Source organism: Salisediminibacterium beveridgei, assembly GCF_001721685.1.
In the GTDB taxonomy this organism is placed as follows: domain Bacteria; phylum Bacillota; class Bacilli; order Bacillales; family Salisediminibacteriaceae; genus Salisediminibacterium; species Salisediminibacterium beveridgei.
The window spans coordinates 1,649,594-1,676,052 of the sequence record NZ_CP012502.1 but is presented as its reverse complement, the minus strand read 5'-3'; the positions used below and the strand labels follow the sequence as shown (position 1 = coordinate 1,676,052).

Here is a 26,459-nt window from a genome sequence, read left to right as displayed (position 1 = left end):
CCGGATCAATTGATGATCCGGGCTTTTTGCGTTTAATCCTTTTCTTCGTTCATCGCTTCATACATATCATCAAAGCGTTTTTGTGCTTTCTGGAATACCGAACCATCAGGATAGCTCTCCGCTTCAACACCCGGTGTGAATCCCGAAGGTATACCCATAAGGATTTCAAGGCCTTCAGCAATATGTTCTATGGCCCAAATCGAAAAATCACCTTTTGAAACGGCGTTTATCACGTCATCGTGAAGCATCAGTTGTCCTATATTTTGCATTGGAATGATAACACCTTGTGATCCTGTTAATCCACGTTCTCTGCAAATGTGAAAAAACCCTTCGATTTTTTCGTTGACTCCTCCGATCGGTTGAATCTCTCCCCATTGATTAACCGACCCGGTCACTGCTATCCCTTGGTTGATTGGACAACCTGATAATGAAGATAACAGTACATAAAGCTCCGTCGAAGATGCACTGTCACCATCGATCAGTGAATAGCTTTGCTCAAAGGTAATACTAGCAGATAGAGGGATTGGACGATTGCGAGCAAATTGACCTGACAGAAACCCTGTGAGGATCAACATCCCTTTTTCATGAAATTGGCCGCTTAGGGATGCTTCGCGTTCAATATTAATGATACCTTGTTTACCGGCAAAAGTCTGAGCTGTGATCTTAGCAGGAATACCAAAAACAGAATCTCTCGAACCCAGTACTGCGAGGCCATTGATCTGTCCGATTCGATACCCGTCTGAATCGATCATAATACGGCCTGATTTAATCATTTCCCTGTAGCGTTCCGGGATATGACTGACACGAAGTTCCTTTTCCTCAAGAGCCGTATGGATATGAGATTTTCCGACAATGTCATCTCCTGCCTGGACAGCATAATAATTTGCCTCAACGAGGATACCGGTAATGTCCTGAAATCTTGTTGTCAATTTATTTTGCTCATTGACCATTCGCGAACTGTAATCAATGACTTTTGCCACAGCTTCCCGATGAAACGGTTGCAACCTCTCCTCAATCGCATATTGCCGGATAAATGAGAATAATTTCATCGTATTGTCAGCGTCACGTTCCATCACTGTGTCAAACTCCACCTTCACGCTGAATAATTTGACGAAATCCTCATCAATGGTTGAAAGAATGTCATAAATCATATAAGAACCAATGATAATAATTTTTACATCCAATGGCATCGCCTGCGGTTTCATCCCGGTAGTCGGAAGCATTCCTCTGTTCTCGTTCGGATGTTCAAAACGGACCTTCCTGGCCTGCAAGGCACGCTTTAACGCGCCCCATGCATGAGGATTGGAAAAGAGCTCGTTGGCTTGTAAAATGAGGTATCCGCCATTTGTCTGGTGTAGTGCACCTGGTTTTATTTTCGTGAAATCAGTTGTCATGTTTCCGATCTGCCCCTGATATTCGATACGACCGAATAAATTATCAAATGTAGGATTCGTCTCATAGATGACTGGGGCACCTGACCGCTCTTTGTGATTCACAAATAAATTCACAGTAAAACGGAGAAATTGTTTCTCTTTCGGTCCTCCAAGTTGAGTCACCAGTTGTTCCTGCTGATCGTGTTCAGGGAAAAACAAACTGAAGTGTTCCACTACATCATCAAAATAAGCATCCAGGTATTGCAGAACCCGCTGCCTGTCCTGATATTTCTCCCTGAGCGGTCTGAATAATCCTTCAATCGCATATGAAACGATTGACTGCATAAAGGTGTGCATTGCTTTTCGAAGTTCTTCTTCAGTTTTTCGGATCTCACTCACCGTTTCCTGTATTTGATCTTCAACCTCCTGATCTGCTTCAAGAAGTCGTTGACGTTCATCTTCAGGAAGTTCCAGAAACGCATCATTCGTCAAAGGTTTGCCATTTTTCATCGGATACGTGTGAATCCCTTCAGGAGAACGTTCCACATAGATCTGTTTGTCTGACGCAAATTGATCGATCGATCGCCATGCTTTATCTACCTCACTCTTGAAGGACTCGATCCGTTTTCTTTTTTCCTGTTCAAACTCTTCTGTTGTAAATGCGGATCGGATCTCCCTTTCAATATCGAGAAGCAGGACTTCCATATCTTTCTTGAATCCCAGCCCATTTCCAGGTGGGAAAGTAATCATAAATGGCTGATCAGGATCCTCAAAATTGTATACATAACACCAATCATTCGGAACAGGCCGTTCTTTCGCGAGGCGATGAACGGTTTGCAAAGTATAGGTTACCCGACCAGTTCCAGAAGGACCAACAACAAAGAGATTATAACCGGACTGCTTGACACCCAGACCAAAAGCCATGGCTTTTTCAGCACGTTCCTGACCGATCATTTCTTTCTCATGCACCTCATCGGAATCATTCGTAACCTCAGGAAATTGACTAAGATCACAAGAAGCAGTCAATTGATCTGCAGTTAATTTTCTTGAGGTTCGGTATTCACTTATCCAGTTCATGAAACCCCCCCTATGAATCAACAAACGACTTTATCATATCCTTTGACACATCCAGTGGTTTTTCCTGCCTTTTTCTCTCAATCTATATGCAGTGCATCCGGGCGATAAAAGAAATATCCCTGCATAATAACATTCGGCATATCTTTCAAAAACGCATACTGGTCGTATTCTTCAACTCCTTCGATTACCGGAGTGATTCGAAATGCCTCCGCTATTCTGATAATTGACTGTAAGAGAGATTGGTGTTTTGTTTCCTTCAGCATTTGACTGGTAATGGATTTATCCACCTTTACTTTATCAATCTCCATCTCCTGAAGATGCCGAAGAGAGGCATAGCCGGAACCGAAGTCATCCAATGCAATATCGAAGCCATGTTTACGCAACTGACGTAAAATCTCATTTACCTGTTCAAAATCTTTCAAAAACAGATCCTCCGAGATTTCCAAAACCACCACGTGATCACCAATACCATAGTCCTCTCTTTTCCGACGGAGCCATTCACAGAACCCCTTTTTAAAGAGTATTCTTGGCGAAACATTGATTGCAAGCGATATATTGTCACCGTATTTTTTCTCTAACGATATATAATCAGAGAACACCTGGTCAAAAGTCCATTGCGAAAAACGCTCAATGGCATCCGTTTTACCGAAGACGGCAATGAATTCATCCGGACTTACAACACCAATTGACTCACTGTTCCATCTCGCCAGTGCCTCAACACCGGTAATATGTTGTGAAACTGCAGAAACTTGTGGTTGATAAACCATTTTGAACTCATCGTTCATTAAGCCATCTTCAAATGCTTCTCGAATTTGATTGACCCTGACAATGTTTTCAAACATCCAAGGTTCGAATTTCAGCAGATCATGTTGATCTGAGTCTTTAGCTGCTTTTAAAGCAATACCTGCTTTTTGTAAATCACTGTCAAACGTCGTAGAAGAAGGCAAGCACTTTACAGTACCACCCGAAAAATCGATCGTTAAAGGAATCTGCTGACGCTCGAACGCCCTTTGCATCATTTTATTCATCTTTTTAAGCAATTCATTTGCATATGCGAGTTGTCCGTATGGAACAAAAATAATAAATTCATCAGCAGCAAGTCTTGCCCTTATGGCGTCTGAGTCCAATATAGCATTCAGTGATATCGCAACTTCTTTAAGAATACGGTCTCCATATACTGAGCCGTAAATCGAATTAATCAGTCTGAACTCTTTTATATCAAACATCATTAACAGACCTTCAGATTTATGTTGTCCTGAAAACAGCGCTTTTTCAAATCCGTGTCGATTATATAAGCCTGTTAATTGATCAAAATAAGCAAGAAAATTTAATCTGCTTTCAAGCTGTTCTTTATCGGTGATATCGTATCCAACACAAATATACTCGGATGTCCGTTCATCCACCATACTGATAATATAAAAATGCCATTCAATCCAGACATCAAAACCCTCTGCATTTGTGGAACGGACTTTCAATGGTTTCGGTGCATCCGATTCAAACAGTTTCAATTGGTATTGTGCAAAACGTTCAAGGTGCTCCGGTGCAATATAGTCCATGAATGTTCCTGAATCTGATGGGGATTGTTCATTCAGGTTAAACATTTGAGCAAATGCCCGATTATAAAATGAGAATGAAAAATCAGACTTCAACCTGCATACAAGATCGCTCTGCGTATCCATGATCATCTGTAATTCATGATTCGTCTGCGTTAATCGGTCATACATATCTTTTCGTTCAAGGAGATGCAACAGAATATTGCCTAACTGAAATAAAAATTTCTTTTCCACTTCGGAAAAGGAATGGGAATCAACAACAGATTCAAATCCGACAAAACCATAACACACTCCTTGTTTCAACATGGGAACAGTTAAGATACTCTTAACTCCTTGTGGCTCAAGGATTTGACGGACCTTATCATCTTCATTCAAATCAAGAACGTTTTCAATCAAGACTTCTTTTCCATTTTTATGAGCATTTACCCACTCAGGAATATCTTCAAGCGGGATATGTTGCAACATGTGAATTTGAGGCTCGATCCCCTGCTCACACCACTCATAAGTATTGGATGTTGTCTGAAGATTAAAATCATAGGAAAAGATATAGGCGCGATCAACAGAAAAAAAACGGCCAAAATCCTTCAACGCTTCATTTATTTTGTCATCGAAATGACTGAAATCCCATTCGACAATACTTGCAATCACATCTGCTAATAAGCGGTGAAGCTCATTAGATTCAATTAATTCATTGCGGAATGCTTCTGCTTTTTCTTCTAATAATTTTCGTTCAGTTACATTTCGAAACGACCCTCGTGTAAATAAAGGATTGCCTGAATCATCCCATTTACTGTTAATTACGCCCTCCAAATAGACATTCTCTCCACCTTTCGAAACAAAAACAACATCGACTTTTCCAACAGAAAGCCCTGCAATTACCTTTTTGAAAATACGTCGACAGTGATTTTTTTCATCTGGGTGAAAAATATTATCCACTTTCATCCGATCTGCTTCCCGTTTCGAGTATCCAAGGGTATCCACCCATGCCTGATTCACGTAAATTAGTTCCCCTTCGCGATTAACACACTGAATTAAATCAGAAGACTGTTCGACAAATTCTTGATAAAGTTCTGAATCAATCATATTTTCCGGATTCATCATGCCAAACGCCTCCAATTCAAATATATCGATAATGGCTCAATAAGGAATCGATACCTGATTATAACAAATTAATTCACCAATATCTTTCGAGGAAAGTGCTTGAATGATATTCGGTTAACCCGTCCCATTTCATTCAGCAGACTTTTCCAAAGCTTGATGAATATCGGCCCAGATATCTTCATGATGCTCCAGTCCAACCGATATCCTTAAGAGAGAATCTCGAATACCCATTTTCATTCTGTTTTCTGCAGGAACAACAGCATGCGTCATTGACGCTGGATGCTGAATCAGAGTTTCTGTATCGCCAAGACTCACGGCTACTTTACATAGTTTCAATTCATTCAGAAAACGCTGAGCTGCAGTTTTCCCACCTTTGATTTCGAAACTGATCATTCCTCCTGGTTTTTTCATCTGATTTCTGGCGATGTCGTATTGCTTATAGTTCTCATCACCTGGATAAATAATATCCTCTATAAATCGTGAATCTTTTAATTGATTAAAAATAAGCTCCGCATTATCACAATGACGATCCATGCGAACAGCCAACGTTTTCAGACCTCTCAAAAGCAGCCACGCATCAAAAGCACCCAGTACTGCGCCCACATCTTTTAATGAAGTCATACGGATCGTTCTCATTTCTTCTTCAGGGCCGATGGCTACCCCTGCAATTACATCCCCATGACCTCCGATATATTTTGTAGCACTATGCACAACAAAATCCGCACCTAACGTAATCGGTTTTTGTAAGTATGGTGATGAAAATGTGTTATCCACGACAACTTTTAAACCGTTCTCTTTTGCAAACTCTATAACCATAGTAAGATCTACTAACTTCATTGTTGGATTGATTGGGGTTTCCACATAAAGTACTTTTGTTTCAGGACGCAAGTATTTCTTTAATTGTGCTTCATTGTCCATAGCAATTAAATCATATTGAATGCCGTATTTATCCTGGAACAATTCCAAAAAGCCATACGTACATCCATAAACACCTTCAGTTACGAGTACATGATCGCTACTGTTTAATAAATGCATCAGAACTCCGGTTACCGCTCCCATTCCTGAGCCAAATGCAACCGCAGCTTCCCCATCCTCCAAGTCAGCCATTTTTGTTTCCAATTCATTGACTGTCGGATTTCCAAGGCGTGAATACATATAGCCTGATTCATCTCCCGCAAAACGCGCTTCCCCTTGTTCTGCACTATCAAATACAAATGTGGATGTCTGATATAAGGGATGTGAAAGACTGCCTTCATGCTGTTTTCGATTAAAATGACTGTGAATCATTTTCGTTTCAATATGCCTCGTCATTGTATGATACCTCCAATATATTAAGCGCTTTCATATACATTATACCCTTGATCTTCCTTTTTGTCTTATAGACATGAAAATCAAAACAAAAAAACTGCCGGCCGGCAGTTTTGATTTGCAATAAAGTTAGAGATTCGCCTGTTGTTCAAGCAGCTTCAAATGAAAATCACGTTCATTGACTTGTCGATAATCTTCACGGCTTAAATAGTTTAAAAGTGTTTGAAAATCGTACGCTTTCTTCAAAGCAGCACGATCAGGAGCAAACGTCATTCTTGGATATTCCAAAACCTGATCAGGATTATGATATGGAGCAGGATCATGTAAAATTTCTCCGTTCACCATCAGTGTCAAAACGTCCCTGTTCCCGCGAAAAGGCCTGATCGGTCCAACTTCATTGACATGTTCATTCATTTTTATCACCATACAGTTTGATGCTTGATGCATCATATCTTGTAAAACTGTTTCATGCTGATTGATCAAAGCGATCCGGTTTTCACGCACGACATAGATCTTCATAATGATCTCCCTCATTTCATAATCATCATGAGTTTATCATAAATGAATATCATTTAATATAACAAATATTATGCACTAGTTGTTTTTATCTTGTACAAATTCATCCCATTCGTCATCGGTTGGCGGATAGGTTTTTTTGATTTTAAACGACAGAACAAAAGCAAGAACCGTAATCAAACCAATTAAGCCAAATGATACCACTGCCCCGAGAATATCCGGTCTGGCAACTGATCCGGCTTGATCAGTCAGTAATTCAGTAGTCGTCATAACAGTCACAAGCATCGCTGTTCCGATGGATGCAGAGAGCTGCCGTATGGTGTTTGTCACTGCGGCTCCGTGAGGAATCAGTTTTTTAGGCATTTGATTGAGACCTGCAGTATTAACCGGCATCATCACCATTGAGAATCCGAACATCCGAATGGCATACATGATACTCAAATAGAGCATGGAAGTTTCCGTATCAATGAATAGAAAAGCAAATGTAGACACAATCATGATAATCAATCCAGGAATGGCCAGCATTCGTGCGCCTATTTTATCAAAGATACGCCCTGTAATGGGTGCCATTAATCCGGCAATTAAAGCTCCAGGGAACAATACAATCCCTGCTTCCATTGCTGTAAAACTTCTCATATTTTGCATATAAAGCGGAATCAATGTTTCAAGACCAATAAGTCCGGTAAATCCTATTGCCGTAATAATTGTACTGATTGTGAAGACCTTTGCTCTGAATACCCGGAATTCAAGCATCGGATGTGCCATCCAAAGCTGTCTTCGTATAAACAGAATGACAGTTATGGTGCCAATTGCTAATACAATCAATGTGATTGGATGAAGCCATCCGTTGTTACCAGCACTGGTAAAACCGTAAAGAAGTCCTCCAAATCCCAAAGTGGACAAAATAATTGATTTGGGATCCACTTTGGGATGCTTCAGCTCTGTCACATTGACCATCTTAAAATATGCAAGCACAAGCATGATCAATGCCAGAGGTAAAATTCCAATAAATAAAAAACGCCATTCATAGTTAGAAGTCACATACCCAGACAAGGTTGGTCCGATGGCCGGAGCAAACGATATCACAAGACCAATGTAGCCCATCGCCGCGCCTCTTCTTTCAACTGGGAAAATCATTAAAAATACTGTTTGCATCAGGGGAAGCATAACTCCGGCACCAATGGATTGAATGACTCTTCCTGTAATCAGAAGCGGAAAACCAGTAGCAAACGCGCTGACTGCCGTTCCAAGGGTAAATACAGTCATTGCTGTTAAAAAAATTTGTCTGGTTGTAAATTTTTCAATAAAAAAAGCTGAAATTGGGATCATAATGCCACTGATCAGCATGAAAACCGTGGTCAACCACTGTGCAGTATTCGCAGTAATACCCATTTCCTGCATGATAGGAGGGATAGCTGTGATCATTAAAGTCTGGTTCAGCACTGCTATAAATGATCCTGATAATAAGAGTCCTGCAATCAAAATTTTATTATACGATTGTTCTGAATTCATAATTCATCGCTCCACTATTTATTTGTTGCACTAAATGGTTATTATACAGGATTCAGGCCACTCTTCAAGTACAAATCAAAATCCCCCTCTCGGTATGAAAGGGGGGGGATATCAGCTTTTCATTTTTGGATCCAATGCATCTCGTAATCCATCACCAATCATATTGAACCCGAGCACCACGAGCATAATGGATATACCGGGAAACAATACTGTCCATGGAGCAGATTGAATGTACTGTCTGGATTCAGACAGCATTCTTCCCCATTCGGGAGTCGGCGGCTGAGCACCAAGGCCCAAAAATCCGAGCGCCGCCGCTTCAAGAATTGCGGTGCCAAAGCCGAGAGTGGTCTGAACAATGATCGGAGCAATACTGTTCGGTAATACATGGTGAAACAGTATTCTTCCATTTTTCATTCCTTGAGCTTTTGCAGCCATAATATATTCCTCTTCACGAATGGATATAACTTTTGATCGAACCAGTCTTCCGAAAATCGGGATATTGATTATCGCGATCGCAATCAATGCATTTTGAAGGGAAGGACCAAGAATTGCCACAATCGCAATCGCCAGAAGAATACTCGGAAAAGCAAGCATAATGTCGAAGACACGCGAAATAATCATATCGACCCAGCGCCCGAAATAGCCGGAAATAACGCCGAGGAAAGAACCGAACACTAATGCTCCTGTTACTGCAAAGAAACCTACCATCAGGGATACACGGGCGCCATATACAATCCTTGTAAACATATCACGTCCAGAATAATCGGTTCCGAACCAGTGTTCCGAAGAAGGTGGTTGCAGCCTGACACTAGCATCCATCGTTTCGAAAGACTGTCTCGTAAGTATTGGTGCAAAAATAGCCATCAGAATAAAAAACAGAATTATAAAGAATCCGACAATAGCCAATTTGTTTTTTCGAAGTTGCCAATACGCTTCTTTCCAGGGGGAAACGGCTTCATTAGGCATATTCATTTCAGGTTTTTCAGGTCCCGGCATGGGATTCTTAATCGATTCCTGTTCGTTCATCGTCATCAGCCCCCTCAATACTTGATTCGTGGATCAATATAGCTGTATAACAAATCCACGATCAGGTTGATTAATACAAACATCGTTGCAATAACGAGAATGCCGGACTGAATAACAGGATAATCACGATTTCCAATTGCCTCATACACATAACGCCCGACCCCTGGCCAACTGAATATGGTTTCAGTCAGAATCGCACCGCCAAGAAGAGTTCCTGTTTGTAAGCCTACCACTGTTAAGACGGGTATGACTGCGTTCTTAAAACCGTGCTTATATATCACGCTTAAACGCCTAGACCCTTTAGCTTCAACGGTTCGAATATAATCAGATCGCAGTACCTCAAGCATGCTTGACCTTGTCATTCTTGCAATGATCGCCATCGGTATTGTACCAAGCGCCAATCCTGGCAAAATCAAATGTCTGAGAACAGTCCAAAATTGATCAATATTTCCATTCAGTAACGTATCCACTAAATAAAAATTCGTTATTGCATCCACGGGGTCTCTGGGGTTATGCCGACCGAAAGCAGGTAACCAGCCAAGTTCCTGTGCGAAAATCCATTGCTGCATCAATCCCAGCCAAAAGATTGGCATAGAAACTCCGATTAAAGCAATCACCATCGCAACATAATCAAACAATGAATTCTGCTTCCATGCACTGATGATCCCTGCGTTAACCCCAACAATAATCGCAAAAATCATCGCAAAAATTGTTAACTCAATTGTTCCAGCCAAAAAAGGCAGGATTTCTTTACTGATTTCACCATTGGTGCGCAATGATGTTCCTAAATCACCTTGAACCAGCCCCAACATGTAATTACCATACTGAATGAAATACGGTTCATTTAATCCGAGCTGTTCTTCGAGACTGGCAATCGCCTGGGGAGTCGCCTGCTCGCCAAGAATAACCTGGGCCGGATTGCCGGGAATCAGATGCACAATCGAAAATGTGATCAGTGACATCCCGATCAAAACCGGTATCAGCATCAGGAGTCTCCGAATGGTATAAGCAAGCATGGTATCCACCTCTCACTCCATAAATCAATAGGATATGTAATGCTCAGGGGCAACGACTTAAATCGTGCCCCTGAAAGAATCATTTATTCAGCCAATTCAACATAAGTTAACGGTTCACTTGTAGATGGATGAGGAACATAATTCATAACCCGGTCATTACCTGCTAGAACAGGGCGTGTATGCACCAAAGGAATCATAGGAGCGTCTTCATGAATCAGGAGTTGCGCCTCTTCATAAAGTTCAGCTCGCTCATCTACATCGACGATGACCTTCGCCTGATCGAACAGGCTATTCACCTCATCATTACTGTAGAACGTACGGTTACCGCCTGGTATAGCATCGCCGTGTAACAGGTTTCCGAAGAAGTAATCCGGGTCCCCATTGACACCAGACCAGCCGAGCATAAACACGTCTTGTTCACCTTGTTCAGTCAATTCGAGATATGTTGCCCATTCCTGTGTCACGATGTTTGCCGTAACGCCGACATTTGCAAAGTCCTGCTGAAGCACTTCTGCAGCACTTTCAGGGTCCGGCATGTAAGGTCTTGCTACCGGCATGGTCCACAGGTCAAATTCAAGGTCATCAACAAATCCTGCTTCTTCAAGAAGTTCTCTCGCGCGGTCTGGATCGTAGCTGTACTCTTCTACATCATCATTGTAGCCAAGATAGGATGGAGGAATGATATTCTTTGCATGCTGTGCAAGACCAGCATAAAGAATTGTATTTAAGGCTTCTTTATCCACTGCATGGTTCAGAGCCTGTCGTACCAAAGGATCATCAAAAGGCTCTTTGTCCATGTTAAAACCAAGATACCCAATGTTATTTTCCGTTCGTTCAAAAACGGTTAATCCTTCTTCGCCTTCGATCATATCCACATCATCAGGGTTCAGACCATCCATAATATCAATTTCGCCTGAACGAAGAGCTGTTAATCGTGCGGAGTTATCAGGGATGACCTGAAAAATAACACTATCAAGTTTCGGATAGTCTTCCATCCAATAGTTTTCATTCTTCTCAAGTTCAATACTATCGTCACGCGTCCAGCTGACAAACTTAAATGGACCGGTTCCTACAGGATTTTCGTTAATCGATGCGCCGTACTCTTCAAAAGCAGCCGGAGATGTCATGGAAAAGTAACTCATCCCCATGTTCTGAAGGAAAGAACCCAATGGTTCATTCAAGACAAATTCAACTGTGTAATCATCTACTACATTGATCTCATCAATGACATGGCCGTCGTCGCCGGCGAATCCACCGAATTGTGTACCATAAACACTGTACGTATAGCCTTCATCAGCAAAATGATACTCATGATCCGGATCTGCCCAACGCTCGAAATTAAGCTTCACGGCATCCGCATTAAATTCCGTTCCATCGTGAAATTCAACACCTTCACGTAAATGGAATGTGAATACAAGATTATCATCACTGATTTCCCAATCGTGAGCAAGGCCTGGACCAATTTCAAACGAATCGTCATCAAATTGAATCAAAGATTCATAAATCTGTTCGGTTACACGGGAGGATTCCCCGTCCGTTACGCTGGCATAGTCAAGACTGACTGAGTCGCCACCTCGTGCGAAGATCAACGTTTGATCTCCGGAAGCCGTCTGCTCCTCTCCCTCATTGTTGTTATTATTCTCGTTGTTGTCATTTCCTTCATTGTTCTCTGTGTTTCCTCCGGCATTCCCCTCATCTGCGTTCTCCGTATTGTTGTTTCCGCCACAAGCAGCGAGCACTAAAACGAGGAGCAGTGAGAGCAATAGCAAACCTAAGCCTTTCTTCATCATGTTTCCCCCTTCTTCTTTTTCAATATTTTATTTCGTCGCCTTAAACTGTTCAGGTGGGACAGGCTTTCCATCCTCCTCATACAGATGACAGGCAACAAAGTGGTTAACCAAAACTTCATTGAAAGACGGTCTGACCTCTTTACAGATATCCATGCAATCCGGACATCTGGTGTGAAACGCACAGCCATTTGGTGGATTTGAAGGACTGGGTACATCACCCTTCAAAATCACTCTTTCCTGTTTCCGATCCGGGTCCGGGTCGGGTACAGCAGAAAGTAGTGAACGGGTATAGGGATGAAGTGGTTCACCATAGAGAGATTCATTTTCCGTCAGTTCAACCATCCTGCCAAGGTACATCACGCCCACTCTGTCACTGATATGTTTCACGACACTTAAATCGTGGGCAATAAATACGTAGGTTAATCCGAATTTATCTTTAAGATCTTCCATCAGATTCAGAATCTGAGATTGAATGGATACGTCAAGTGCAGATACCGGTTCATCACAGATCACCAATTTCGGATTTACAATTAAAGCACGTGCAATACCAATACGCTGACGCTGTCCACCGCTGAACTGATGCGGGTATTTCGCAGCATTATCCCCGGGTAAGCCGACAATTTCGAGAATCTCCTTGACGATTTTCATCCGTTCTTTACTGTCGCCAATGCCGTGAACTATGAGCGGTTCACTGAGTATTTTAGCAATTTTGTGTCGAGGGTTCAGAGATGCATAGGGATCCTGAAAGATGATTTGCATATCACGACGTGTTTTTCGCATTTCTTCGTCTGATAATAATGTGATATCCTGCCCTTTAAAAAAGACACTCCCTGCAGTCGGTTCGATTAATCGAAGCAAGGCTTTTCCTGTAGTGGATTTCCCACATCCGGATTCGCCGACGATTCCCAGCACTTCTCCTTCTTTTACAGTAAAAGAGACATCGTCTACCGCCTTTACTTCGCCTACTTTTTTAGAAAATACGCCTCCAGTTACATCAAAGTATTTTTTTAACCCTCTGACTTCGAGAAGAGCTTCAGACATGATCTACCTCCTCCTTTCGAGCATAAAGAAAGCAGCGGCACTGATGACCTTCCCCTATCGACAAGAGTTCCGGTGATTCTTGCCGACACCGGTCAAATACTTCTGGACATCTGTCAGCAAAACGACAGCCATTTTGGATTGAGCCTGGTTTAGGGACGTTTCCAGGTATAGAGTATAAACGTTTTTCACGACCGTAGATTTTAGGAAGTGATTTAATCAGGCCTTGGGTATACGGATGTTTCGGTTCTTTCAGAATTGTACGGACATCCGCCTCTTCAACGACTTGGCCGGCATACATCACACTCACTCTGTCGCAGATCTCGGCAACAACTCCAAGATCGTGTGTGATCAGCATGATTGCTGTTCCCTGCTCTTTATTGAGTCTTTTCATGATTTCAAGGATCTGGGCTTGTATTGTTACATCCAAAGCTGTTGTTGGTTCATCAGCAATTAGAATCTCAGGATCACAGGACATAGCAATCGCAATCATCACCCGTTGTCTCATTCCACCTGAAAGCTGATGCGGATATTCATCGACAATAGCTTCCGCGCGAGGAATACCTACCAATTTCAGCATGCCAATCGATTTTTGTCGTGCTTCTTGTTTCGAAAGTGTCGTATGATTGAACAATGCTTCACTGATTTGATTGCCAATGCTAAACAGTGGATCCAAAGACGTCATCGGTTCTTGAAATATCATCGCGATCTTATTACCGCGTATTTGTCTTATTCTTTTGGGTGTAACCTTTACCAGATCTTCTTCGGTATCTATATTGCCAGATCCTCGATAAATTATTTCCCCGTCAACAATTTTCCCTGGTGGACTCGGCACGAGTCCCATGACAGAAAGAGACGTAACACTTTTCCCACACCCTGATTCTCCAACAATGCCCAGAACTTCTCCTTTATTAATATGAAACGAAACATCTTCTACAGCTGGAACCACGCCACTATCTGTAAAGAAGTACGTATGCAAATGATTCACTTCGAGTACAGGTTTATCCATAAGAACCTCCACATTTCCGTTATTTAGTGCTTTACTACCAAAAAGGAATGGTAATATTCAGAAATCTTCTTACATGTATAAAAATACTACGTTTCATAAAATAAAGCAATAAAATTATTTCAATATTTTTTCAAATTCATTAAAATTACTTGTCATTACTACATTTTTAAGAAAAATTTTTCTTGTAATCGAATATCGTTTAGCGTCAGTAAAGAACGAGAGTATAAGCGCCACTAAGATTCCTTTTTTAAAAACCAGAAGAATGAGAAGGGTAATCGAAGGATTTTTCATTCAATTTCATTCAACTCTCTTGAACTCACAATATTATGTTAATTCCAAGGGACACTTTGTATTGAAAATCTCGAGAATCATTTTGCTTTAAAATTGTTAGTCAGTAAATTCCAAAAGAATGTTGCTAGTAGAACAATGATAATACCGCACTGCTGAATAGTATATTTATAAAAATATTATTATATCCATGCTTTTAAATGTATGATCTTAGGTATTCTTTTCGGTTGTGATGAATGTTTTATACTATTCAAAACTTGTTTACTTCAGAATGATTAGAATGGAAGTCATAAACAGTAAAGATTTTTATGAATAGAAGTTCTTAAAACTGCAACCATTCAGATTTTGAAAGATTGTCTGAAGAACTTGATAGAAGTGAACCACTTTTTTCTATCCCCAATGATATTCCTGTATGATTCGCCATGACCCGGTCAATAGTCAGAGGGTACTGAATAACATGGTTTGTATAGCAAAGGTGCTGCCTGCATAGCTTTGCTCTCAGCTGAGAAGCTGCCGGGAATCCTTTACCGCATGAGTTTCGCGATTCCGTCGGCACTTCTTTAGTATAATTTCTTTACCTACCTGAACTTGAAAGTTTATGGATAAATTCGTTTATATTCTTTGCTCCCAATACCAACAATACCTGTTTTTCTAACATAATAGCCCCAAACGAAAAGACTACCACCATCGCATATGTGGTGATAGTCTTTAACCAGGTATCTTTTTATGCGCCCAACATGTTAGTGATTTTGAAACAGACCACTTTTTGGTCACTCATCTCTTTCATTGCGTGACGTACACCTTCTCTTCCTAACCCAGAACCTTTAACTCCACCGAAAGGCATTTCATCTATTCTGTAATCACTGCTGTCATTCACCATTACTCCTCCAACATGAAGGTGCTGAATCGCATAAAAGGCGTGATCTACATTTTTTGTGAAAATACCTGCTTGCAATCCGTAATCAACATCATTAGCTAATTTAACTGCCTCTTGAAGTTCTGTCACCGATTCAATAATCACAACCGGTCCGAAAATTTCTTCTTTATAAATTTTCGATTCATGAGATACATTTGTTAAAACAGTCGGCTCAACAAAAGCACCATCTCTATTTCCACCTGCCTCGATCACAGCTCCTTCGTATACCGCTTCTTGAATCCATTCTTCTACTCGTATAGCTTCTTTTTCATGAATCATTGGACCCATGTCGGTCCATTCTGACATTTTATCGCCCACTTGTAACTCTTGTGTTCTTTCAATAAACGACTGAAGAAAGTCATTGTACACTGGTGATTCCACGAAGATCCGTTGAACTCCAATACAGTTTTGACCTGCAGCTGCAAATGCTCCTGAAACCGAAGACGATACAGCCTCGGACAGGCAAGCATCCTTCAAAACAATCACAGGTGAATTAGAACCAAGCTCCATGCTGATTTTCTTTATTCCTGCCTGTTTTGCAATTTTTTCTCCGGCACTTATTCCACCAGTGAATGTAATCATTTTCACTGCTTTACTGGTTACCAACGGTTCTCCAATTTCTCGACCCGCTCCGGTAATGACTGACAGGAATCCTTTTGGTACACCTGCATGAGTGAAAGCTTTCGCTAATAATAGAGCACTCAATGGTGTCATGGAAGCTGGCTTGATGATAACCGGATTTCCTGCTGCAAGAGCTGGACCAATTTTATGAGCCACTAAATTAAGTGGATCATTAAAAGGTGTAATCGCACCAATCACGCCAATTGGAAAACGATACTCATAGCCAACCCGATTCTCACTTCCTTCTTTTTGGTCAAAATTAATCGTTTCCCCTTTTAATCGTCTTGCTTCTTCTGCACTTATACGAATTGTTTGAATCGTTCTTTTCACTTCTCCGCGAGCTTCCGTAATGGTCTTACTTCCTTCTGTGGCAATCGTCTCGGAAAACATCTCAAAGTATTCTTCAATATAGTCCGCTGCCAGATTTAATACAAGGATTCTTTCATGGGTTGGCCAGGATGAAAGATGACGAAATGCCGACTCAGCTTGTTCAATTGCGTAAATCATATCTTCAACCGATGCTGACGGGACATTTGCAATGACTTGATTATTTTGTGGATCTTTCACTTGAAAGGTTTTTTCTGCGTATATCCAATCTCCTGCAATGAGCATTTGTTCTCTGCGCACTTTTGTTTGCATCTGGAATGCACCACCTTTCTTATTGTTTCATCATCACTTTATCCTTTTGGTAGTGAATTAAATCGATCAACAAGGAATAACCGGTTTCCATTAATCCTGCACCTGCTCCTGTCAGCATGACAGGGCCCGCTAAATCACAATCATATACAATTGCATTCGTTGAACCCATGACGGTAGCTAACGGGTCGTTTTTATGCAGTAATTCCGGCTTAACAGAAGCTGTCACTGATTGCCCTTCTTTTTTTATTCTCGCCACCAGTCTCCACCGTTGATCATTTTCAATTGCTATTTCCAAATCATTCAACGTTAATCCTGAAATACCCTCACACATTACATCATCTGGTTTCATCGGTGCATTCATGACAACATTTGATAGTATGACAGTCTTATATCTGGCATCAAATCCTTCTACATCATTTGTAGGATCCGCCTCTGCATAACCATTAGTTTGCGCAAGCGCTAAAGCATCCTGATAGCTCAAACCCTTTTCCATCTCTGTGAGCATGAAATTAGTTGTTCCGTTTAATATTCCTTTAATTTCAGTTATTTCATTACCTGCTAACGTTGTAAATGGAAGTCGAAGAGCAGGGGTGCCACTCATAACAGTCCCTTCAAATCCCCAGTATACGTTCTGTTTTTTTGCTACTTGTGACAATTCTTGAAAAGCTAACGCTACTGGTCCTTTGTTTGTCGTCACAATACTTTTGTTATTTTCAAAAGCCATCCGGCAATGATCGATTGCCGGTTGTCCTGTTTTCACATCCGTGAATGTCACTTCTATGATTACATCAGCGTTCGATTGTTTAATGGTCTTTAAACTATCCCAACCTTTAATGGATGAAGCCGTATCTGGATAATAATCCAGATGATTATACTCTGCTATCGTATCAAGCAAATGATCCTCATCTAATCCATTTGGGTCATACACTGAGCCTTTCATGATATCTGAAACAGCGACAATCGTTGCATTCATATCATAATCATCTGCTAACTTTTGCCGGCGATCACGAAGTATTTTCACCAATGCTTGACCGACACCACCAAAGCCAATAAAAGCTATTTTCATATACTCACCTCCAAATACGTAAGCAAATCATTGTGAATTCAATATCACCTTGCAAATAAGTGTTCTGGAAGGGCATGAAAGGCTTGATCTAAATCTTCAATCAGATCTTCTATATCCTCTATACCTGCTGAATAACGGATCAGACCTTCCGGAATGCCCATGGCCGCTCGTTCCTCAGGGGTACATTCTACGTGACTCGTTGTCCGAGATGGTCCTACAATTGTTTCCACTGCACCTAAGTTAGCTGCTCTGTTGGCGTATTTCAGTTTTGGAAGTAAATGACGAACTGTATCAACACCGCCTTTTACTGAGAAACTTAACATACCTCCAAATCCACGCATTTGTTGTTTAGCAATGTCATGTCCTGGATGTTCTGTAAGACCCGGATAGAAAACGGATTCGACTCCATCGATTGTTTTAAGATGTTCCGCTACTTTCATCGCATTTTCATTTTGTTTATCGACTCGAAGCTTCAACGTCTTCATACCACGTAAAAGTAAATAGGCTGACATTGGATCGAGAGTTGCCCCGTTAATTTCTCTGTAATGATAAACTTTTTCAACCAGCTCTTTGGAGCCACAAAGCGCTCCACCCAAAGCATCAGCATGCCCTCCTAAGAATTTCGTTGCACTATGAATAACTAAGTCAACACCCAGTTCCAGAGGGTTCTGATTAATGGGAGTAGCAAAGGTATTGTCTACAATCACAATTGCACCTGCTGCTTTACCGGCTCTCACCATCCGAGTAATATCAGTGATTTTGACTGTTGGATTCGTCGGTGTTTCTAAATACAATACCTGGCATCCTTTAGCAATTTCTTCTTCGATTGCTTCATGATTGCCGGTTTCACAAAGAATGACATCGACATGTTGCTTCGGTAAAAACTCTGTGAAAATTTTGTTCGTTCCCCCATACGTATCTTTAATGGATACAACTCTATCACCAGGGAATAAAAATGTTCCCAACGTATTACTGATTGCTGCCATTCCAGTTGAAAAGCTCGTGGCTGCTTCTGCACCTTCTAGCAGACGAATTTTATCTTCAAATGCTTCTACAGTTGGATTAGTATTTCTTCCGTATATATGACCTTTTTTATTCCCAATCGCTACCTCATACCATTCATCCATATTGTCATATCCATACGAAACACTGTGAACGACAGGAACTTGCGTAGCACCAAATGCTAAATAATCACTTTCGCCGGCCCAAATTGCTTTTGTGGACATTCTTGGTTCATTCATATAAACGCCTCCTGTTTCGTGATCGAAATTATCTTAAACCCCGCTGTAAAACCTTTTAGAGCTATTGATATCTTTTATATACTATTTCCGATCTAATAGTGATTATGAAATTTCTCCTTCGTGTTGGTTGAAAATATAGGGATGCTTTACCGTCAGCTCCCTTGGATATTTAGTGAAAGTTTCACTGCCCTTATCTGTAATTTTAAACGTTTCTGTTATTTCAATCCCGTAATTTTCAAACCATAATGCAGGAATAAGATGGAAAGTCATGTTAGGTTTTAAAATAGTTGGATCCCCTTTTCGAATGCTCGCCGTATGCTCTCCCCAATCGGGAGGATAGCCAAGACCTACCGAATAGCCAAGACGTGCTTCTTTTTCTATCCCATAGCGACCAATGCTTTTGCGCCAAACTTCTTCCAGATCACCGCATGTTAAGCCAGGCTTTGCTGCTTCTAATACTTCATTGACTCCTTCAACTACAATGGACGTTAATGAATTCATTTTTTCAGAAGGTTGACCGATGCTGACGGTTCGAGCCAGTGGAACATGATAACGCTGATAGCAGCCAGCCAGTTCAACAAGTGCCATATCACCTTCCTGATACTTTCGATCTGTCCAGGTTAAATGAGGGATGCCAGAATTTTTTCCTGATGGTAATAAAGGCACAATCGATGGATATCCACCACCATACTCCTCTGTGCCGGAAATTAAATAATAATAAATAGTAGCCGCAACATCACACTCGCGAACACCCGCTCTAATACTATCGATCCCGCGGAACATTGCTTGATCAGCGATAACTGCTGCACGATTCATATATTCAATTTCCTGATCGGATTTAACGATTCTCACATGGTTCACTAACAGATCCCCATCTTTAAAAGTGGCATTTGGCATTGCCCTTTTTAATCTTTCCAATGCCTTTGCGGAGAAATAATAGTTATCCATCTCCACACCAACATTCCGGTTACCTTGGCCAATTTGACTTAAGATTTCTCCTATGAAATCCATTGGATGATACGTGTCAGAATGAACATAATAATCAGGATAAGCAATCACATTTCCGTCATAAATCCATGTTGTTGCTTTCGCTCCATTGGCATCCTGAAACCGGCCCAACCAAAAAGGCTGTGGTTCATCAATAACAATGGCCACCATTTGATGAACATAAAATGACCATGCATCGTATCCTGTTAAATAGTTCATGTTCGCAGGATCTGTTATCAATAATACCTCAATCCCCTTTTCATTCATTTTACTCTTTGTTTTCTCCAAGCGTTCCTGATACTCCAAAATATCAAACGGCAGCATGCTCTTCACCTCTCTTTTTCTGAATATTCAGTCTATGATGTGTTAATTTCAGTATATGTAAATTCTATGTGTTATGTAATGTACAAAGTGTATGAAATTTATTTTGTTTTTTAATACACTTTACTACTGTTAATATATTTTTAACTTGGATTAAGAGAAAAATCACTTCCTCAATCAAGGCCTATAAAAGTAGTCGCTAACCAGGACCAGAGGATTAGTTTGTAACTCATTCCTCTCAAGGAGTAAGCTCTCCACGCTTGTAAATACTAAATTAGACTAATCGGTTTTCAAAAAAAGATTCGACAGTTCTTAAGAACTGCCGGAATGATATTTTCAATTGATGGATATTTTGTATATACCCAGATGATTACATAAAGAAGTGGGGAAATGAGGAGTGGCTCGTTTTTCTATTTATTCATCAGTGCCTGATTATTCTATTTATCGAATATAAGATATTTCAAAATTCAAAAAAGAGAGGTTTACACCCCTCTCTCACCGCTCTTATTCTGTTTTTCTAAGCATCCATAATCGAATACTTAACTCCAATAAAAATACATCATCCGAATTCACTAATGATAATTGAGTAAGAGATTCAATATTCCGCAATCGATACATCAATGATTGCCGATGTAAATTTAATGCCCTGGCCGTTTGGCTCACGTTCGCTTTATAATTATTATAAGTCATGAATGTATGGACTAAATCTGTCTGCCTTTTTTCATCATAATGAATCAGTGGTTCAATCGTATCTTTCACAATTTGCATAATATCATCGTCAGTTGAAATCGTCATTAATAAACGATTAATCCGTGTATCTTTGAAAAACGTTCTGTCTCCCGAACCGACGTTTTGCTTGCCGATCTCCAGCGCTATCTTTGCCTCTTTATAACTGTTATGAAAACCATTATTCTCATTTTTTTGGGATGCAATTCCCCATTTAAGTTCAACTTCTGTCAATAATTCATTTAATCTTCGTTCGATCGTATCTAAAAATTGATTGGCTGTCTCTGTGTGAAGATGGTGATCCGTCTCTAAATATACAATGACTTCACCCTCATCGAAAGTGGCCATTGTTTTTCTTCCCATCAGATCAGCCGCATTCGTAATTTCCTTTTGTATATAATAATTCAAGCTTTGCATGGATGATGTGGTTGGCCGATCTCTTTTGAATTTAGGAAAGTCTGCCGACTCTTCTTTCAATCTGATTTCTCCGACAATACATATATACGTCAGGTCCAGATTATATCCAAGTAATTCTGCTTTGGAATTGATATCTATTTGTTCATTGTTTTTTTGTTTAGCCAACTGCAAAATAAAGTTGTCTTTCAAACGAATCTCAGTCATTTCTATGGCATTTTCTTTAAGGAAATATAGTGCAAAAGCTGTAATTGTATGCTCTAACACATTCATCATAAACCAGCTTAACTCATTGTTTGAATCAAGTTGGAACCATAAAAAGCCCTGTTTTCGATGATTTGTAGCAATTAAAATTTGATACCATGGTTCTCCGTTCACCTGAAATACTTCGATATGTGGGTAGAGGGGATGTTCAATAAAGGCCATATTTGAAATATTTGTTGGCTTAACAGGCTTAAGCTCTCTGTTTTGGAATAAAGTTAACGTATCCTCTGCCACTTCTTTAGAAGCTTTAATTTGCCTTGTATAATCCGTTATGACAACTGGCGTCTCAATGTATTTATAAAGCGCATTCGCGATTTCAGTTGGTCCTTTATTTTGCAATACATCATTGATCAGCTCTTGTCGTATTTCCTCTGTTCTCAACCTTTCAGATTTATTGTCCTGGTTTATCTCTTCTAAAACCATTTGCATGATATCACCAAAGCGAACTTCCCAAGGAATATCAATGATGATAAATTCGTGCTTTACAGCTAATTCAATAATGCGATCAGGTATATCAAAAATATATCTCCCTGTTGCTAAACCTAATACTGTTGCCCCTGATTGAATGACATCCTTTACAAACTGTTCTAATAATTCCGGGTCACCATAGCAACCAATACCAGTTGTTAATACAAATTCATTTTCACGCACAAAATTTTCTACAGGCATTTCAATCACTGAGATCCACTCAACGCTTTTGTTAAACAGTAAATTTTCCCCGGTTTTTAAAGTAGCAGATTGTAAAATCGGCAACTCTAACACTCTATTTGCATTTAATGGCATTTTCCCACCCCCACTCTTTAAACACTTGATTTATAGGCTAAAAAACTGTTGCGATAACCAATAATTTAATTGTAATGCTTTGTTAAAGCTTGTTGTTGATATTTGAATGAAATGACCGCCAGGCACCGACGCCCGAGAGACAAACATTTAGGCACGGATCCTTACAACAATCGATGATAACAGAGACGCTCATGCTAAATGATTTAGCAACATTTCGAATCAAAAGTTAACTTATTTTCAGGGTAGTCAATTGAGAGCTAAATCTTTTCTTAACAAATACTTGGAATGAAAAACAACAATTTATTTTAAACTATTCTGACGAAAAACCCTTCTAATGGATCAAGTTTTTTGACCATCATGCTGAATAAAATCTTAAAAATAGGTTCTTATTCAGTTTATATTAAACTTTCAAATGATTATGATTGTTATTTTTTCAAAAAGAGATGAATGAAAACATAGATTCAATTAAAAATATTTACTGGTCTGTGTAACCGGTTTACTGGCTTTTCGGATATCGTTCATTTAACGAGACCATTTCAAAACATCTTTGTTAAATTCGGAGCACAGTCAACGAACCCCCACTGAGGTACAACGTTTCAGTGGGAGCTTGAGATAGCCAAGCAGGTCTTTTCTTCTTACGAAGAGTGACGCTCTGCATGGTTCTTCTCAAATCACTGTTTTTGGTTGGTACTGGCGACGTACGATCGTTTTCCCACTTGCACCAACCTTCCGAAGAAGAGCAGTTCTTCCTTTCGGAAGAAACCACCACTCAGCATATAACTGGCGTGTGCTACAAGCCCCAACAAAAGTTGAGTACACATGGATGGTTGACGCACCCACTAGGCTATGCGCTAAGCAACAGCTTTACGTTTTTGAACGTCCATGATCATGGGCGTTTTTATTTTCGTTTTTTCATCCCATTCTGCTACTTGAGATTTCCGAAGGATATTTAATGCTGCATTAATGTCGGCATGGATGCATTGTCCATTTTCACAGCGATAGAAGCCGCGATATAGGCGCTTCCCACTAAAGGAGTACATCGTGTTATCGCCTTTTGACCAAACCGGAATATCGTCATGATCCAGAAAACTAGCTTTAGACGTGTAGCTCTCTTCCTGCTTAACGAAACGGATGCCTTCCTTGAGACACTTGTTCTCAATAGCCGAAATCAATCTGTGGAAAGGAATTTGTACGAACTCTTGATTGTTTTTCTTCCCTAAATGCGATTCTTGTTTCCAACCGGCATTATAACCCATTACCACGGTATCGACGTTCAGTCGTTTTATCTGTTTGAACAACAAACCTACGGTTTGTGAAAGGTAGCCGTCTATTTGGAGATTTCGTTTACGCCAAAGAGAAGCTATTTGGTTTGTCACTATGCGTTTCGACAAGCCGTTTTCGATGTTTTTCTGTTTTAATTCGCTTATCTTTTTGTTGAAGTACTGATTGATGGATTTTAACTTCTTTCCATTCATCAAAAAGGCGTCTCCTTGATTCGTTGTACAACTAAGAAGATAATCTACACCTAAATCGCAACTCAAAGCTTTTGTCGTCGTTTGTTGTTTCTTCATTTGAGACATAGGTACTTCGTATACATAATGAGCCTCAAAGAACCGACCATTTTGCTTTGGCACAATTTCAATGTAAGAAATGTTTTTATCCATTAAATTCTTTGGCATTCGCAGTCTTAAGGGACCAAAACGTTTTCTGAAAGCAGTATTCATTGGAATGCTCCAATATCCATCCTTATCGGCTTTGGGAACTTGATAGATTTCGATGACACGTTTGGCCGTGGAACGAGAATACTTTGGGAACTTTGGGCGACCTGTGAAACCTTCAGGGGTTTCTTTCCACTTCTTTAACGCTTCGAAGAAGCTCTTTACTTCACTGAGTAAGGTTCTTCGAACCGCTTGTACGGAGTTGGATTGAATGCCCCAATAGTTCATATCGGTCTTCATTGCGCTGTCTATTTCTTTTGTTGTCGCCATTTTGTTTTCATTCAAATACTTTTGTTTAATCGTATATAAGCCTACGTTGCGCAAAGCCTTGGAACTATGAGACATGCGTTGCAGAAGTCGAAACTCTCTAGCGCTAAGGGTGCTGCGACCAATGTTCTGCTTTTGGGTGAACCGTTGCATATTGACTGTTTTCTTTTTCTTGCGCAATCCTTTAATCGGTTTTTTCCTAGCCATTTGTGTCACCTCCTTTACCGACGTTAAGATGTTTACTTCATCCCTTGTGTTTCGATATATTTGCGAATGGTTTCAACAGGTGCGCCACCCGAAGTTAAAAGACAATAGCTGCGCGACCAAAACATTTCTTTCCATAGCGACTTCTTAATATGAGGGAAGTCGCGCTTTACTAAACGGGAACTAACGCTTTTGTAATTGTTTATTGTTTTTGACAAATCTACATTAGGAACCGAACGGAACAATACGTGAACGTGGTCACCGTCTTGATTCCACTCTTCCAATTTGATTCCCTTAGGCTCCATTAAGCGAACGAAATGATCTTTCAAATACTCTGAAATATTATTATCAATCACTTCTTTTCGGTACTTAACAACCAAGACTAAGTGGTAATATAACAAGAACACTGAATGATTATTATTATCTAATTCCAAATGGTATCAACCCTTTTCGTCTATACTACTCATTATACCATTTAACAAAAAAGAAGCTAGATATATTTTCGAACTCTTGTTCTTTTATTTAAAACATCTATCAGTCGTAAGACTGATGGCAATTCATCTCCACCTGAATCGCTGGGCTGATGCCCGTATCGCGAATCAGATGGAGTCTTCTTGCCTAGTGATGATAAAAGTGATTTCAGCGTTCATATGATTTAATCATCATAACGGGTTGTAGAAAGACCGTCGACGATCTCCTCCATCTCCATCGTAAAATTTAATTGAAGCGGTCCTGGTAATTTATCCTGAATCTCTTTAACCTCACTCATTTCCTCGAGTTTTTCCACCGTTTGAGGCTTTTCTGGTAATGATTCATACCATTTCTTAAAATCATCGATAAACTCATAGAAATGCAGTTCAAAAGTTTCTGCCCAGTCAGCTCCTTCGTCTCCGTCTGTTTTCTGCATCATGGACCAGTCCTCAAGAGCCTGGTTTAATGTGTTATGCACACAATCCATTAGTCATCATCTCCTTTTGAAGAATTAATAATCTCGTCTATGACTGTTCTGATCAACTTTGGCGTTTCTATAAACGCACTTTGTTTATGCAGACGTTCTGATCTTAAGTGGGGATCCTTACCAAAAGAACCCATGTTCAATACCGGGGCCTTCAGTTGTGAAATATCTTCAAAAGGAATCGAATAGCCCCTCTTCCAAACAGGCATGTTTTTTGAAATGAATTCTGCATTATCTTCTGATTTCGCTTGAACCACATAGCTTAAATCACTGATTCCATTAAAAAAATGCCGATGTTTCAGCTTTCTGTCGGGATGAACAGTGGCATCATTTTTCAATCGACTGATAATTTTCTTCACAAGTGGATCTTCTGAACTGTTCACTGCCGGATAATATGGAGGAGCAAAGAAACATACAGCGACTGGTCCAATTTCAGGACAACTGTTCAGAAGCATTTCCGTGATTCGAATCGACTGTTCACGTTTGTCCCATGTTAAATGAGTTGATATTTGATTAATTTTTGCATCAATCCATTCATTAGAATGCTTCTCCCTGACATATAGCTCCAGTTCTTGATAAGACATCACTTTGATCTGTTTATGTGCGTCACTCAGTTCAGATTCCTCGTTGTTCAACAGGGCAGCACTACAGCTGTCACACCCATCACGTACTGTTTTCATAAACGTTCTCATCAGCTCATCTGCCCCGGTTTGAAGCATCAGAATATTGT

General features: G+C 40.3%; 20 protein-coding genes. All 20 read right to left on the bottom strand.

The genetic code is table 11. The features are described from left to right. Positions 1-32 precede the first annotated feature (32 nt). Entirely contained in the window at positions 33-2,450 is a 2,418-nt protein-coding gene (locus BBEV_RS07815; RefSeq protein WP_069364957.1) for a Lon protease family protein, read from the bottom strand. 77 nt (positions 2,451-2,527) lie between these two features. Then, entirely contained in the window at positions 2,528-5,104 is a 2,577-nt protein-coding gene (locus tag BBEV_RS07810) for an EAL domain-containing protein (RefSeq protein WP_069364956.1), read from the bottom strand. Positions 5,105-5,233: 129 nt separating this feature from the next. Continuing rightward, positions 5,234-6,391 (bottom strand): methionine gamma-lyase, encoded by a 1,158-nt coding sequence (megL, locus tag BBEV_RS07805; protein WP_232318285.1) that lies wholly within the window; start codon positions 6,389-6,391, stop codon positions 5,234-5,236. A 150-nt stretch (positions 6,392-6,541) separates the two neighbouring features. Then, positions 6,542-6,931: a hypothetical protein gene (locus BBEV_RS07800; RefSeq protein WP_069364954.1), complete on the bottom strand. Its 390-nt coding sequence runs from the start codon at positions 6,929-6,931 to the stop codon at positions 6,542-6,544. Positions 6,932-7,006: 75 nt separating this feature from the next. After that, on the bottom strand, positions 7,007-8,440 hold the full coding sequence (locus tag BBEV_RS07795; protein ID WP_069364953.1) for an MDR family MFS transporter: 1,434 nt from the start codon (positions 8,438-8,440) through the stop codon (positions 7,007-7,009). A gap of 111 nt (positions 8,441-8,551) precedes the next feature. Next, on the bottom strand, positions 8,552-9,436 hold the full coding sequence (nikC, locus tag BBEV_RS07790; RefSeq protein WP_069366656.1) for a nickel transporter permease: 885 nt from the start codon (positions 9,434-9,436) through the stop codon (positions 8,552-8,554). Positions 9,437-9,480: 44 nt separating this feature from the next. Continuing rightward, positions 9,481-10,482 carry an ABC transporter permease gene (locus BBEV_RS07785; protein WP_069364952.1) on the bottom strand — a complete coding sequence of 334 codons (1,002 nt, stop codon included), beginning with the start codon at positions 10,480-10,482 and terminating at the stop codon, positions 9,481-9,483. 83 nt (positions 10,483-10,565) lie between these two features. After that, positions 10,566-12,269: an ABC transporter substrate-binding protein gene (locus tag BBEV_RS07780; protein WP_069364951.1), complete on the bottom strand. Its 1,704-nt coding sequence runs from the start codon at positions 12,267-12,269 to the stop codon at positions 10,566-10,568. 30 nt (positions 12,270-12,299) lie between these two features. Further along, positions 12,300-13,313 (bottom strand): ABC transporter ATP-binding protein, encoded by a 1,014-nt coding sequence (locus BBEV_RS07775; protein ID WP_069364950.1) that lies wholly within the window; start codon positions 13,311-13,313, stop codon positions 12,300-12,302. Further along, positions 13,306-14,319 carry an ABC transporter ATP-binding protein gene (locus tag BBEV_RS07770; protein WP_069364949.1) on the bottom strand — a complete coding sequence of 338 codons (1,014 nt, stop codon included), beginning with the start codon at positions 14,317-14,319 and terminating at the stop codon, positions 13,306-13,308. Before BBEV_RS07770 ends, BBEV_RS07775 begins: the two co-directional genes overlap by 8 nt. A 1,012-nt stretch (positions 14,320-15,331) precedes the next feature. After that, complete coding sequence (locus BBEV_RS07765) at positions 15,332-16,783, bottom strand: aldehyde dehydrogenase family protein (protein WP_069364948.1); 1,452 nt, start codon at positions 16,781-16,783, stop codon at positions 15,332-15,334. Between the two features lie 19 nt (positions 16,784-16,802). Next, on the bottom strand, positions 16,803-17,849 hold the full coding sequence (locus BBEV_RS07760; protein WP_069364947.1) for a homoserine dehydrogenase: 1,047 nt from the start codon (positions 17,847-17,849) through the stop codon (positions 16,803-16,805). Between the two features lie 44 nt (positions 17,850-17,893). Next, the gene (locus BBEV_RS07755; RefSeq protein ID WP_069364946.1) at positions 17,894-19,090 is read right to left on the bottom strand and encodes a cystathionine gamma-synthase family protein; all 1,197 of its coding nucleotides are present in this window, start codon (positions 19,088-19,090) and stop codon (positions 17,894-17,896) included. 102 nt (positions 19,091-19,192) lie between these two features. Further along, complete coding sequence (locus tag BBEV_RS07750) at positions 19,193-20,401, bottom strand: M24 family metallopeptidase (RefSeq protein WP_069364945.1); 1,209 nt, start codon at positions 20,399-20,401, stop codon at positions 19,193-19,195. A gap of 501 nt (positions 20,402-20,902) precedes the next feature. Beyond that, a complete protein-coding gene (locus tag BBEV_RS07745; RefSeq protein ID WP_069364944.1) occupies positions 20,903-22,585 on the bottom strand; it encodes a PucR family transcriptional regulator in 1,683 nt (560 codons plus the stop codon). Between the two features lie 671 nt (positions 22,586-23,256). Beyond that, on the bottom strand, positions 23,257-23,406 hold the full coding sequence (locus BBEV_RS17805; protein ID WP_232318283.1) for a hypothetical protein: 150 nt from the start codon (positions 23,404-23,406) through the stop codon (positions 23,257-23,259). Between the two features lie 30 nt (positions 23,407-23,436). Then, positions 23,437-24,777 carry an RNA-guided endonuclease InsQ/TnpB family protein gene (locus BBEV_RS07740; protein WP_069364943.1) on the bottom strand — a complete coding sequence of 447 codons (1,341 nt, stop codon included), beginning with the start codon at positions 24,775-24,777 and terminating at the stop codon, positions 23,437-23,439. A 32-nt stretch (positions 24,778-24,809) separates the two neighbouring features. Then, positions 24,810-25,208, bottom strand: a complete 399-nt coding sequence (gene tnpA, locus BBEV_RS07735; RefSeq protein WP_069363666.1) for an IS200/IS605 family transposase — start codon at positions 25,206-25,208, stop codon at positions 24,810-24,812. Between the two features lie 221 nt (positions 25,209-25,429). Continuing rightward, on the bottom strand, positions 25,430-25,732 hold the full coding sequence (locus BBEV_RS07730) for a hypothetical protein (protein ID WP_069364942.1): 303 nt from the start codon (positions 25,730-25,732) through the stop codon (positions 25,430-25,432). After that, complete coding sequence (locus BBEV_RS17165) at positions 25,732-26,409, bottom strand: zinc-binding metallopeptidase family protein (protein ID WP_198155085.1); 678 nt, start codon at positions 26,407-26,409, stop codon at positions 25,732-25,734. Before BBEV_RS17165 ends, BBEV_RS07730 begins: the two co-directional genes overlap by 1 nt. Positions 26,410-26,459: the final 50 nt, after the last annotated feature.

Coding starts and splice junctions, on each gene's coding strand:
- BBEV_RS07815 (WP_069364957.1), bottom strand. CDS start 2,450: ATGAACTGGATAAGTGAATACCGAACCTCAAGAAAATTAACTGCAGAT.
- BBEV_RS07810 (WP_069364956.1), bottom strand. CDS start 5,104: ATGATGAATCCGGAAAATATGATTGATTCAGAACTTTATCAAGAATTT.
- megL (WP_232318285.1), bottom strand. CDS start 6,391: ATGATTCACAGTCATTTTAATCGAAAACAGCATGAAGGCAGTCTTTCA.
- BBEV_RS07800 (WP_069364954.1), bottom strand. CDS start 6,931: ATGAAGATCTATGTCGTGCGTGAAAACCGGATCGCTTTGATCAATCAG.
- BBEV_RS07795 (WP_069364953.1), bottom strand. CDS start 8,440: ATGAATTCAGAACAATCGTATAATAAAATTTTGATTGCAGGACTCTTA.
- nikC (WP_069366656.1), bottom strand. CDS start 9,436: ATGCCGGGACCTGAAAAACCTGAAATGAATATGCCTAATGAAGCCGTT.
- BBEV_RS07785 (WP_069364952.1), bottom strand. CDS start 10,482: ATGCTTGCTTATACCATTCGGAGACTCCTGATGCTGATACCGGTTTTG.
- BBEV_RS07780 (WP_069364951.1), bottom strand. CDS start 12,269: ATGAAGAAAGGCTTAGGTTTGCTATTGCTCTCACTGCTCCTCGTTTTA.
- BBEV_RS07775 (WP_069364950.1), bottom strand. CDS start 13,313: ATGTCTGAAGCTCTTCTCGAAGTCAGAGGGTTAAAAAAATACTTTGAT.
- BBEV_RS07770 (WP_069364949.1), bottom strand. CDS start 14,319: ATGGATAAACCTGTACTCGAAGTGAATCATTTGCATACGTACTTCTTT.
- BBEV_RS07765 (WP_069364948.1), bottom strand. CDS start 16,783: ATGCAAACAAAAGTGCGCAGAGAACAAATGCTCATTGCAGGAGATTGG.
- BBEV_RS07760 (WP_069364947.1), bottom strand. CDS start 17,849: ATGAAAATAGCTTTTATTGGCTTTGGTGGTGTCGGTCAAGCATTGGTG.
- BBEV_RS07755 (WP_069364946.1), bottom strand. CDS start 19,090: ATGAATGAACCAAGAATGTCCACAAAAGCAATTTGGGCCGGCGAAAGT.
- BBEV_RS07750 (WP_069364945.1), bottom strand. CDS start 20,401: ATGCTGCCGTTTGATATTTTGGAGTATCAGGAACGCTTGGAGAAAACA.
- BBEV_RS07745 (WP_069364944.1), bottom strand. CDS start 22,585: ATGCCATTAAATGCAAATAGAGTGTTAGAGTTGCCGATTTTACAATCT.
- BBEV_RS17805 (WP_232318283.1), bottom strand. CDS start 23,406: ATGTGTACTCAACTTTTGTTGGGGCTTGTAGCACACGCCAGTTATATG.
- BBEV_RS07740 (WP_069364943.1), bottom strand. CDS start 24,777: ATGGCTAGGAAAAAACCGATTAAAGGATTGCGCAAGAAAAAGAAAACA.
- BBEV_RS07730 (WP_069364942.1), bottom strand. CDS start 25,732: ATGGATTGTGTGCATAACACATTAAACCAGGCTCTTGAGGACTGGTCC.
- BBEV_RS17165 (WP_198155085.1), bottom strand. CDS start 26,409: ATGAAAACAGTACGTGATGGGTGTGACAGCTGTAGTGCTGCCCTGTTG.